The organism is Acidimicrobiales bacterium, from assembly GCA_035540975.1.
Taxonomy (GTDB): Bacteria; Actinomycetota; Acidimicrobiia; order Acidimicrobiales.
This window is the reverse complement of sequence record DATLFN010000096.1, coordinates 23,209-34,734: the sequence shown is the minus strand read 5'-3', so window position 1 is coordinate 34,734 and position 11,526 is coordinate 23,209. Positions and strand designations below refer to the sequence as shown.

Annotated in this window: 12 protein-coding genes; 1 reads left to right on the top strand and 11 read right to left on the bottom strand. The window is 71.3% G+C overall.

The genetic code is table 11. The features are described 5' to 3' along the window. Positions 1 to 919, top strand: a 919-nt coding sequence (locus VM242_10650; protein ID HVM05624.1) for an aminoglycoside phosphotransferase family protein, incomplete at its 5' end; no start/stop codon positions are given. On the opposite strand, the gene VM242_10645 is transcribed toward VM242_10650, so the two are convergent. The 11 genes from VM242_10645 to VM242_10595 all read right to left on the bottom strand — a co-directional run bounded on the left by VM242_10645 (position 916) and on the right by VM242_10595 (position 11,481). Beyond that, on the bottom strand, positions 916 to 2,412 hold the full coding sequence (locus VM242_10645; protein ID HVM05623.1) for a DUF4389 domain-containing protein: 1,497 nt from the start codon (positions 2,410 to 2,412) through the stop codon (positions 916 to 918). The genes VM242_10650 and VM242_10645 overlap by 4 nt on opposite strands. A 405-nt stretch (positions 2,413 to 2,817) precedes the next feature. After that, positions 2,818 to 3,249, bottom strand: a complete 432-nt coding sequence (locus VM242_10640; GenBank protein ID HVM05622.1) for a PIN domain-containing protein — start codon at positions 3,247 to 3,249, stop codon at positions 2,818 to 2,820. Then, positions 3,240 to 3,443, bottom strand: coding sequence for an antitoxin (locus VM242_10635; GenBank protein ID HVM05621.1), 204 nt, complete (start codon positions 3,441 to 3,443; stop codon positions 3,240 to 3,242). The genes VM242_10640 and VM242_10635 overlap by 10 nt, the downstream gene beginning before the upstream one ends. A gap of 60 nt (positions 3,444 to 3,503) precedes the next feature. Continuing rightward, on the bottom strand, positions 3,504 to 3,686 hold the full coding sequence (locus tag VM242_10630; protein ID HVM05620.1) for a hypothetical protein: 183 nt from the start codon (positions 3,684 to 3,686) through the stop codon (positions 3,504 to 3,506). A gap of 464 nt (positions 3,687 to 4,150) precedes the next feature. Then, a complete protein-coding gene (locus tag VM242_10625; GenBank protein ID HVM05619.1) occupies positions 4,151 to 4,339 on the bottom strand; it encodes a type II toxin-antitoxin system VapB family antitoxin in 189 nt (62 codons plus the stop codon). Between the two features lie 69 nt (positions 4,340 to 4,408). Beyond that, positions 4,409 to 4,621, bottom strand: a complete 213-nt coding sequence (locus VM242_10620; protein ID HVM05618.1) for a hypothetical protein — start codon at positions 4,619 to 4,621, stop codon at positions 4,409 to 4,411. Between the two features lie 8 nt (positions 4,622 to 4,629). Then, entirely contained in the window at positions 4,630 to 5,535 is a 906-nt protein-coding gene (locus tag VM242_10615) for a hypothetical protein (protein HVM05617.1), read from the bottom strand. A gap of 91 nt (positions 5,536 to 5,626) precedes the next feature. Continuing rightward, positions 5,627 to 7,315, bottom strand: a complete 1,689-nt coding sequence (locus tag VM242_10610; GenBank protein HVM05616.1) for an Eco57I restriction-modification methylase domain-containing protein — start codon at positions 7,313 to 7,315, stop codon at positions 5,627 to 5,629. A gap of 247 nt (positions 7,316 to 7,562) precedes the next feature. Next, positions 7,563 to 10,853 carry a MobF family relaxase gene (gene mobF / locus VM242_10605; GenBank protein ID HVM05615.1) on the bottom strand — a complete coding sequence of 1,097 codons (3,291 nt, stop codon included), beginning with the start codon at positions 10,851 to 10,853 and terminating at the stop codon, positions 7,563 to 7,565. Between the two features lie 75 nt (positions 10,854 to 10,928). Beyond that, a complete protein-coding gene (locus VM242_10600; protein ID HVM05614.1) occupies positions 10,929 to 11,264 on the bottom strand; it encodes a winged helix-turn-helix domain-containing protein in 336 nt (111 codons plus the stop codon). Continuing rightward, positions 11,254 to 11,481: a hypothetical protein gene (locus VM242_10595; protein HVM05613.1), complete on the bottom strand. Its 228-nt coding sequence runs from the start codon at positions 11,479 to 11,481 to the stop codon at positions 11,254 to 11,256. Before VM242_10595 ends, VM242_10600 begins: the two co-directional genes overlap by 11 nt. Positions 11,482 to 11,526: the final 45 nt, after the last annotated feature.

Sequence of the window (11,526 nt, the reverse complement as noted above, 5' to 3'; positions counted from 1 at the left end):
ACTGAACGACGGCAACCTCGTCGCCGCCCGTAGGATCGCGGCCTTGCGCCCGCCGGCCGAGATCGACGTGGACGAGGCGCTGGTCCGGTCGCTGCTCGCCGACCAGCACCCGGACCTGGCCGGTCTCCCGCTGGCGGAGGTCGAGGCCGGCTGGGACAACCTGCTGTGGCGCCTTGGCGACGAGCTGCTGGTCCGTCTCCCGCGACGCGCCGCGGCCGCCGCCCTCGCCGCCAACGAGCAGCGGTGGCTCCCCGCCCTTGCTCCCGCGCTCCCGCTCACCGTTCCCGTTCCCGTGCGGACCGGCCGCCCGGGCGATGGGTACCCGTGGCCATGGGCCGTCGTCCGCTGGCTGGACGGGACTTCCGCCGACCGCACCGAGGTCACCGCCGCGGCCGACGCCGCCCGCCGGCTCGGCCGGTTCCTCCGGACGCTCCACACCCCGGCGCCCGGTGACGCCCCCTACAACCCCTTCCGGAGCGTGCCGCTGGCCGACCGGGCCGACACGTTCGAGCACCGGCTGGAGCTGGCGGCGCCCGAGGTCGACGCGCGCGCCGTCCGCCGGGTGTGGGACGACGCCTGTGCGGCGCCGCCGGCGCCCGGCCCGCCCGTGTGGGTCCACGGCGACCTGCACCCCGGCAACGTGCTGGTGGCCGGCGGCACCCTGGCCGGCGTCCTCGACTGGGGCGACCTGTGCGCGGGCGACGCCGCCACCGACCTGGCCGCCGCCTGGCTGCTTCTCCCCTCGTGGGCCCGCGGCACGTTCGTCGCCGCCTACGCCGACGACGACCCGGCGGCAGCGGCGCGGGCGCGGGGCTGGGCGGTCCTGTTCGCCCTGATGCAGCTCGCCGACACGGGGCCGCCCACCGCCCGGGACGGCGCCCTCGCCGCCCTCGATCGGGTGACGGCACGGGGCGACTAGCGGGAGGGGGCGCCCGTCGACTGGAGCCGGTCGCCGTCGCCGCCGGCGAGGGGTGTCGTGGGAGGCGGCGGCGCCGCGACGTCCACCACCGAACCAGGGTCGGTGCCGCCGGCGTCCAGCCGGAAGGGCGGGTACTCGTCGCGCAGGAGGGCGGCGTACGCACACACCCGGTACGACCAGCGGTACATCCCTGCGACGAAGTCGAACACCGAGGGCAGGTAGCGCCCGGTGAAGGCCAGGGCCACGGCCGCCACCAGGACCAGGACGCCGATGAGCCCGGCGCCGAAGGCCGCCCCGCCGCGGCCCGCCCACCACCACCAGGTGAACCCGCCGCCGAACACGGCCACCACCAGGTAGTGCGGCAGGGCGAGCAGCCACCACTTCACCACCACCAGCCCCCGCGACAGCCGCTCCGGGTAGTCCACCGCCAGGCCCGCCGGGTAGCCGGCGTCGGGGTGGATGCTGAACGGCGGGTACCGGTCGGTCCCCAGGGCGAAGGCGTAGAACGTGACCCGCCACGTCCAGCGCAGGACGCCGACGTTGAAGTCGAAGATCCCTCGCGGGTACCGGCCGGTGAAGAGGACGGCGAAGCCCGCCATCACCGTCAGCACGGCGAACGCCACCCAGAGGAACGCCAGCACGACGAGGTGCGGTAGGGCGAGGAGCCACTTGACCAGCCACAGCCAGCGGCTCAGCGGCTCGTCGAGGCGGCCGTCGAGCCGTACCGGGTAGGCGGCGGCACCGGTGGGCGACGTGGGCGCCGTCGGCGGCGCGGCCGGCGGCGGGGTCGGCGGCGGGCTGGCGGCCGCGGACGGGGAACCGGCGGCGGGCTGCGGCTGCGTGCCGGTGCCCCGCAGCCCGACGACGAAGAGCACGACGGCGATGGCGGCCGAGGACACCGAGCCCACCAGCAGCCCGATGCCGAGCGGGAGCACGAGGCCGGTGTCCACGCCGAGGGCGGCGTCCACCGACACGCCACGCGATGCGTCGGCGTTCATCACGACCACGTCCCACTCCCCGCCGTCGGGGTCGAAGGTGGCGGCCTGGCGGCCCGGACCGCTCGCCGACGCCGCCCAGAACGCCTGCTCCGCGGGCGGAGCGGGGGCCCGCTCCCCCGGGTGGCGCTCGAGGGTCGCCCCGAAGGGTGCGTAGTCCACGTCGGTGAGCTCGTCCCTGGCCACGCCGGCGAGGTAGCGGCCCACGTCGGCCGAGCGGCCGATGCCGACGAACACCGGCCGGCCGTCGCTCGACCGGGCCGAGATCTGCGCGCCGTCCACCGGGTCGAAGGGCACGCCGCCGGCGCCGAGGTCGACCCGCTCCGACGTCAGCGCGTACGTCGGCGTCTCGAAGCGCTCCCACGACGTGGTGTAGAAGCCGTCGTCCCGCTCGGAGGCGTGGAAGGACAGCAGCGCCACTCCCCCCGCCGCCAGCCCCAGGGCGAGCAGGGCGGCGAGCGACCCGACAACGACGGACACGACCTTGGCTGGGCGCATGGCTGATCCACCTCCACGAGGTCCGCTCCCAGTCGAACCGCCGCGACGGGGACGGTGCCCGGGCCGGAGGTCCTTCCTGGCAGGGCCGTTGGTCCCATCTTCGCGCCCGCCGGGCGGAACATCCACGATCATATGAAGTGTTCGTGTCGGCCTCGCTGTGGCGGTGCTGCTCGGAAAGCCGACTTGTCCGCCAGAGCGAATAAGGGACCCCTGACCAGGGTGTTCTTAACGTTGGAGGGGGGGCTTCAACTCATACCTCGAAGCCGGGCTGAGCGTAGGCTGGAGGCGCTCCCGGCGGAGGTACCCGGCACTACCGCTTCGACGGCATCTCAATCTCACCCCGGCCCCCTCTTGGCCGTTTATTCTCCCGGCGGGTGCTCGTGGAGGCGGGGCGTGTCGCCGACATCAGACGGCGCCGCCGTGACCGGTCCCAGCAGGGATGATCCAGCGAGCCGAAAGACCGGTGACCTCAGCGATGAGATCGAAGTCCCGGTCGTAGTGGAGCAGCATCGCGTCGTGTTCGAGGGCGGTGGCGGCGACAAGGAGATCGGGGATCGGTCGGCGGTGCTGTCCCCGCCCGGCCAGCTCGTGCTGGACCGTGAGCGCACGTGCTGCCACCGCCTGGGTCAGGTGGAACCAGGGAAGGCTCAACAGGTCCTCGCGGCGTACGTCGTAGTCGTCCGAGCTGCGGGCGGAGTACAGCAGCTCCAGGGCGACGATCTCCGTCATGAAGAGTGCGCCGTCGGCGGCGAGGGCCGAGAGCAACCCGGCAGCGGCCTCGCTGTGGCGCTGCTGCTCGAATGCCGACTTGTCCGCCAGGTAGCGGCCTAGCGCCATGCTCCCCGCATGATCTCCGCGTCGCCCAGGTCGTCAGCGGTGGTGCGGAGCCGCTCCAGCGCGGCGAGCCGTCGGGGCCTGGCCGCGATCTCGGCGAGCGCCCGGTTGACGGTGTCCACCTTCGTCGTGGTCCCGAGCTCCGCCGCCGCAGCGGCCAGCGCCTCTTCGTTGATGTCCACCAAGGTTCGTGCCACCGACTCCTCCGTCTGATATCACGACGGCTCTCGTAGGATATCAGGGGGCGGCCGCGGCGGTCAGGAGAAACCTTCGCTCGGGTCGAGCTCCTCGATGCCGCTGTAGATCGAACGCAGTCCGTACAGGTTGGTGAGAGCGCCCCAAGCTGCGTCCGCCGCCCACTCGGGGTCGGCGTAGGCATCGTGGCCGGGTTCGACCTCGAAAGTGAGAACGAACCGGTAGACGCGGCTCGCGGGTTCCATGCCTCGAGCCAGCTGCTACCCCGAGCCGAACTCCCAGGCCGGCCAGAACGAGTCTTCGGCGACGGAGATGGCCGCCTCCTGTTCAGCGTCCGCGAGATCGGTCCCGTCGACAACGAAGACCTGCTCGGCATCGCCGACGGCCTCGTGTGTCGGAGGGGGGACTTGAACTCATGCCCGTGGCGTAATGTCACATAGCATGTAATTCGCATAAGTGCTGGTCAGAGCCACTTTTTTAGGGGTCATCCGTGACGGCTTGTAATTACAGGTAGCGCCGTTTCCAGGCAGTTTTTCCGAGAAGTGATGACAAATTGATGACAAGCGACACACCCGGCCGGGTGTGTCGTCGACATCACACGGCGCCGCCCTGGCCGGTCCCAGCAGGGGTGATTCCAGCGAGCCGAGAGGCCCGTCGCCGACACGCTGAACCTGACCGGTCGACCCGCCGCGGAACCGGCCGACGGCGCTCAGCGCCACGCTCGCTGCATGGTCTCGGCATCCCCAAGATCGTCTGTGGCCGCGAGCAGCCGCTCAACGGCGGTGACCCGACGTGGCCTCGCCGCGACCTCGGCCAGGGCCCGGTTCACGGTGTCGACCTTCGTCGAGGTACCGAGTACGGCCGCGGCGGCAGCCAACGCTTCGTCGTCGATGTCCACAGTGGTTCTCATCGATCTCCCCTCTCGCTCGTGCGAGCGGCGTCCTGTCCGGGAGTCCGGGCTCGACCTCTACCCCCCGAACTCCCATGCTGGCCATGGTTGCTCGGCCGCCACTGCAATGGCACGTTCGCGATCTGCAGCTGAGACGTCCGGCTCGTCGATGACAAGGACCTCATCGGCGTCGCCCACCGCCTCGTCCTCGACGTGAACCCGGGTCACCCGGCCTGACGCAAGATCGACCTCGGCCAGAACCGGTACGAGGTACTGGACGAACACCGCCATCGAACCTCCTAGTTTTCGACGCCTGGCTGCCGCTCGGCGGGCGGCTCGGTCTTCTTCGCTTCGTCGGTGAGAACGTCGGCCTTTGCTGCAGCGCTCGGCTCGACGTCATGGGGGATGGGCGGCGGTGGCGCAGCTTTCAGACCCTGGAGTTCGATGCACGCGCGGTAGAGGACGCGCTCGAGTTCGTAGGCGGTGGGAACGCCGCCACGACGACGGTACGTCGTGAACGATCCCGTCACGGGCTCGTAGCAGTAGAGCCCGACTGCATCGACCACTTGCGCAGCGGTCTCCGCCCATCGGACGACCGCCGCCAGATCAGTGTCGTTCAGCACACGCACCGCCATGAAGAAGTAGATGCGGGGCCGACTCCCATGGAGCCACGTCGATAGGTCTCCGCCGCCGGCGCCCCCGCTCGTCGGCGCCATGCCGGCCATCGCGAGCCGGCGAGCCGCCTCTCCCTTCAGGTCGATCGACTTGAAGGCCAGCTCCTTGACCCGCTTGCCCGTATCCATGGAGCCGGCGCGGCCCGCAGACTTCTCGCCCGGACTGTTGGCATGCTTCGGAGTGCCCATCATCTTCGCTTCCAGGAGGAACTCGATCTCCCGGGTCTCGTCGCCTGGGTACACGCCGTCCAGGTTGTGCTCGGGAATGATGAGGCCGGGCACGCGGCGACGTACGTACAGCCTCTCGATGCCCGAGCACGTCTCCAAGAGGTCGGCAAGGAGGTTGTTGAACCAGTCCCCCTTGCCATTCTGGATGGCGGCGCTCAGCTCCTTGCTCTGGCGTGTCTTGTCCTGATCGGTCCCGCTGAAGGCTGGCGGGAGTCCGTCGTCGAACGATGACATCGCCGCCAGAAACGCATCCTCGATCTGGTTCCAACTCGTCGCTCTTCCACGGCTCAGCCGGTCGTACATGGAGCGGAGCGGCGCGCAGTAAGGATTTGTGAGGAGGACGGCCTTCGGTGTGCGGGGTGCGATCGGCGGCGTCAACCGGCCTCGAGTGGAGTCAAGGGACCTGGAGGAGATCCTGGATCCCGTACAGCCTCAACGCAGTTGCCGTCGCAGCCTCAACGTCTCTCGAGACGAAGGCGGATCTCAGCGCTCGCCGGTCACGCGCGGATACCGCTTGGGGCTGCGGCACACGGATCCGCCGCAGGTACTGGGCCTGGAACCGGTAGCACCCGCCTCGCATCTTGACGCAGTACGCCCCCACGAAGAGATTGGCGACGTCCGACAGCAGGAGGCCTCCGAGCACCTCAAGATCCCACTCGTCGCTGGTCACGAAGTACAGGTTGTGGTGTGGGTAGTAGCGGCCATCGTCGAGGACCGGGTGCGACGCCGCCTTGATGTCCGGTAGCACGAGCTTCGGCCTCCCCTGAAGGTCGGGGTGCACGCGGTCGATCGTTCGGTACCACTGGCTGAGGTTCTTGCGTGCCGTGTGTCGCTCGCGGAGCCGGGCAGCGTTCCTGGTGAGGTACCGGCGCAGCCGTGGGTACCGCCCCAGGTCGACCAAGCCGTCGCCCTCCCAGGGGTTCACCAGGTAGCCACCACCCCAAGTCGGCGTGCCGTTCGTTATGTCGCTTGCCTGCAAGAGGGGCAGGAGCCGGTCGCTCTCCACAAGGTCTCGGTCGTGGGTGATGTAGACGTCGTCGCAACCGGTGGCCACGCCGATACCGACCCTTGTTCCCGTCCTGATGTCCTCAAGTGGGGGAAACCTCGCCTCCAGCTGGGCGACCAAGGCAAGCTGAGCGGGGCTGCCCGTCGGCCAGAGGTCGCCCCCGTTGAACCACTCACCGAGGCGAGCGGCCTGGAGGCCGGGCGTAGACAGCACCGGCCGCCGCGGCCGGCGGGCCCACTGGGCCAGCTTCGCCGCCTCGGGCTCGCCGAACCGGCTCGATGCGTCGGCGACGACAGCGCTCGCCTGGGGGCCGTTGCGGAGCACGACGATCGCCGGATAGGCCGATACCTCATCCTCGAAGGCCTCGACGTCATGCATGGTGAGCACGGCATCGACCGCGAACGATCCGGCGACCAGCGCCCGCAGGTCGGCGCCGTACTGGTTGCGCATCCAGCGGTCGGCACAGATGAAGCCCAACTTGCCTTCGCGCGCCAGGAGATCGAGGCCGAGCTCGATGAAGCCGACGTAGATGTCGCTCCTCCCCCGCATGGTCGGGCACCGGCGTCTGTACTCGGCCATTACCGCCGGCTCGACGTTCTCCAGGCGGATGTACGGCGGGTTCCCGACGACGTAGTCGGCGGAGACAGGCTCGTGGTGGGCGAGCAGGAAGTCCCCTGTCGTCACCCAGCTCCTCGAGATGCGCGCCGCCGAGGGCGGGTCGAGCCCGGCCTCCTCCAGACGCTGTGCAGCCGCCTTCCGAGCCCGCTGCGCGTTGGCGTCGAGCAGGTCGAAGGCCCGAACGGCGCCCTCGATCGAGCCCAGCTTTCGACCCTGCCGGCGACAGGAGGCGATCAGGCGGTCGACGACCGGGACCAGGAACGCGCCGGTCCCACACGAGGGCTCGACTAGTCGTTGGCCCCCTAGGTCCTGGTCCTCGGTGTAGCCGACGAGGTCGAGGATCAGATCGACGATCCAGCGCCGAGTGAACACCTCGCCGTAGTCGGAGCCGGGATCACGGGTGAGCTCAGCGAGCGTCACCGGGACCTCGAGCAGGGACAGTTGATGCGGCTTGACCATGGCGACCACCCACAAACACGTGTTCGATCATAGGGGGCTCGCCATCGACGGGGGTTGACCCATGGGCACCAGCGGAACCCTAACGGGCCGCTGTCTGCGGTCTGCGGACCACCGAACGTCTGGAGCCGCCGAAATCTGGGGCGGCATGTTCGGCTGACGCCCGAGCCGGGCCGGTCCGGAAGAAGCGGCACCGCCAACTACAAGTATCCAAGCCGGGTGCGACAGTCATTCGTGCCGCGCCGGTCGGCTACAGCGACAGCCCGAGCGAGCGATGGGGCGGCTCGATCTCTGGGCCACGCCCGAGGGACCGGTCGAGCCTCTCGATGGCGTCCCGCATCGCCTTCTGGCTTGACGCGTATGCGTCATCCCCGAGCCCGACGTTCGGCCACCCGCGCGACCGGCCTCCGGAGTGGCCGAAGGCCGCCTCATGCTGCGAGACGTGGGCGGCGGCGTCGCACCACAGCGCCTCGGCGGCGCCACCGGCCGGCTTGGGGCCGAGGGTCTCGACGACGGCTGGCTCGGCGGCCGCCGACACGCCACGGGCCCGGAGGTCCCCTTCCAGCTGAACGCTGATCATGGCGCGCTCGGCCAGGAGCTCCGGCTTCTGGTCGGCGAGCCGGGCGGCGCGCTCAAGGTTGCGCTCCACCTGAGCAATCTGCGCATCGGTTGCAGAGAGCTTGGCCCGGTCCCCCTTGATAGCGCCCGGCAGCCACTTGATCCCGGCGCGGGCGCTCTCGACGTCGGCCCGGTGGAGGCGCCACACCAGCGGGTGGTCGTGCTCGGCCAGGATGCGGCGCGCCTGGTCGAGCTGGGCCTCGTGCTGGGCGATGGACTGCGCCATGGCCTGCCGTCCGGCGGTCAGGCGGTCGAGTCTCTTCTGCTGGGCGTCCGGCTCGTACCTGGCGCTGGCCAGGCTCCGCCCGATCTCTGCCGACCGCTCCATGAGCCGCCGCAGCTCGGCGCCGTCGAGGAGCTGGCCGCTGCCGTCGCCGGCCGGTTCCGCCCGCAGCTCGGCCCGCACGGCGACGGCCGGGCGGTCGACCCAGGTCCGGCTGAGCGCCTCGGCCAACACGTCGGCCGGGGTCTGCAGCCCCTGGATCGCCACGTAGGCGTCGTTCGACTCCCGGCCGCGGGTGAGCGGGACGTAGACGCCGCTCGCCCCGGTGGGCCCGTCGAGGTAGAGGAAGGAACGGTCCACGGTGCGGCCCTGGTTGGCGTGGCTGGTCTCGGCATAGGCCAGCTCCACCTGGCTGGCCACGTACGCCGCCGGCAACCGCACCCTGCCGGTCCGGCCCGCCACGAACAGGCTGCCGTCACGGTGGACCGCCTCCACCGTCCAGCGGTCGCGGTTCTTGACCATGAGATGGCGATCGGTCACGAGCTTGCGGTCGTTCTGGCGGGTGGCCACCAGGTCGCCGGGGTGGAGGCGGTACTGCCCCACCTCCAGCGACGGGCCCTCGGGATCCAGTTGGCCGGCCTCGAGCCGGCGCCACTGCGCCGCCCGGTTGAGGGCCACCACCGCTTCGTTGCTCGGCGCCATCATCGACGCCGTCTCCCCGTTCTCGACGGCCCGCCACCACCGCTCGACGACCGCCCGCCGCATCTGCCGCGGGGTACCGCCGTGCAGGCGACCGTGCTGCTCGTAGAGGTCGATGACCGAGGTGTCCCCCCGACGGAGCCGGAGGCTGGCCTCGCGCTCCCACTCGTGGTGGAACCGGTGGACCCGGCCCAGCTCGATGGCGCCGAAGGTATCGACCAGGTGGCCGAACATCCCTGAGCGCCCGACGGCGGAGAACTGCAGCGGGTCGCCGACCAGGGCGAGGCGCCAGCCGTGCCGGTCGGCCAGGTCGACGAGCTCGGCCAGCCGCGGGGTTGCCACCATCGCGGCCTCGTCGACGATGACCGTCGCGCCGGCCGGCAGGGCGTAACGGTGATCTGGCGGGCGGTCGAGGGTGTGCTCCACCAGGAGCTTGTCGATGGTGTCGGCGTCCACCCCGGCATCCGAGCCGAGGACCTCGGCGGCGGCGGCCGACGGGGCCACGCCGAACACGGCCCGCCCTTCCCGGCGCAGCTGGTCGACGGCCGGGCGCAGGGCCGAGGTCTTCCCCGTGCCGGCGGGCCCGACGGCCAGAACCAGCGCCCGCTCACCCGCCACCGCCTCGGCCAGCGCCTGCTGGGGAGCGTCGAGCTCTTCCGTGGCGGTGACGGCGTGGTCATCCCCGCCGGCGGCGGTGCGCCGTTCGGCCAGGGTCACGACCCGCTCCTCCTCGGCCAGGACCGCGGGAAGTGTCAGCACCCGGTCGACTGCCCCCTCGGTGACCGGACGGCCGTCGATGCGCAGCTCGACGCCGTCGGCGACGGGCCGGGACAGGTCGACCATGCGGGTAGCCACGACCTGGTCGGCAACGCGGTCGAGCCAGGGGGCCAGCTCGGCGGCCGGCACGGCCAGCGACGTCGGCACGGCGGCCGCCAGCTCCCGGACCAGCTCGGCGACCCGCCAGGTGGACTGCCGCTCGGCCAGCGAGACGAGGGCCCGCTCCACCAGGTCGGCCTCGGCGGCACGGTCGAGGTGGTGGATGCCGGCCTCGACCTCCACGGCGCCGGCGACCAGCCTCTCAGGGGTCAGGTCGAGGCCGGCCAGCCGGCCCAGCCACTCGCGCTCCAGTGACGCCGGGTCGGACTCGGTCTTGGCCGGGCGGCTGTCGAGCACGGCCTCCCGCTCCAGCGTCCATCGCTCCCGCGGCGTCGGGTCGCGCTCGAAGGTTTCGGTGAAGCGCTCCAGCTTCTCCTCGATGCGGGCCTCCACCGCCTCCGACCGCTGGGAGAACTCGGCCAGCACGTCGTCGGGCACGCCGGCGATCTCGGCGATCCCGTTGGCCGGCTCCCGCCACCGCACGCCGAGGCGCTGCGTCAGCTCGGTCCGCAGCCCGGCGTGGTAGAGCGCGCTGAGGCTGCGCTGGTCCCGCTTGATGGTCCGGGCGTCGAGGGCCAGCCACCGACCGTCTGGCGCGAGGACCCGGTTCACGATGACGGCGTGGGTGTGGAGCTGCGGGTCCAGCGCCCGGCTGGTGTGCTGGCGGAACAGCGCCGCCACGACTCCCTCGGCGTCGAACACCCGCACGTCGCCGGCCACCCGGTAGCGGCAGTGGGCGTGGCTGTCGATCCAGTCGACGACCCCGTTCACCGCCGCGTCGTGGCCGGCCAGGACCTGCTCGCGCACGGGGTCGTCGCCGACGGCCCACAGCACCGAGACCGACTTGGGCGCCGAACAGGTCACGTCGTAGCCGCGCACGGTGCGCTCGGTATGGCGGGTGCCGAGCAGCTCCCCGCGCCCGGGGTCAATGCCGGCCATGAGGTCGAGGAAGGCGTCCTCGTCCACCTCGCCGGCAAGTCCGAGGTGCTCCGCTCCCCTGCCCATCCACCGCCCGGGCGGCTCGCCCCGGTCGAGGTAGTAGCCGAGCTGGTCCTCCACGTAGTAGCGGCCGGCGTCGGCGCCCTTGAGCGTGGTGGTGCGGGCGGTCACGGCCGCGTCCCGCACGAGGCCGTGCACTCGTCTGTCTGGAAGTGCGACAGGTGGGGTGCGATCGGGTGGGTCATGGGGCTCCCTCGGTGGTCAGGCGGATCGGCCGTCGGGAAGGACGGTGATGCCGGAGTCGTCGAGGTGGACGACGTAGGTCGTCGGCGCGAAGGACGAGCCGGCCCGCCGGTCGAGCGCCTCGATCACGCCGGCGCGGGCCAGCTGGCGCAGCGAGCGGTGCACCGTGTCCTTGGAGAGGAACTGCAGGCGCTCGGCGATCTCGCGGGTGCTGGCCCGGGCGACGAGCGCCCCGTCACGGCGCTCGGCCCGGGCCAGGAGGTCGTGCAGGACCGCGAGCGAGTGACCCCCGTGGGCGCGCAGGAAGGCGAGTGCCGCCGGGTAGTGGTGCTCGATCAGGACCTCAGGCGGCATCGGTGTCGCCCGCTGGGCCCGGCAGGATGAGCGCCATCCGCAGGACGGCAGCCGTGGGGATGCGCAGGCACCGCCCGAACTTCACGACCGGGATGCCCTCCTTGCCGCCCGTCTCCAGCCACCGGTTGGTAAGCGCGTAGAGCTGCGACCGGCCCAGCTGCAGCAGCTCCATGGCCTGCTCGACCCGCAGGAAGGGAGGAAGATCGTCGTAGCTCATCGCCACCTCCGGCTCGCTCGGAAGATTACGCTGGCGTAATTTCTC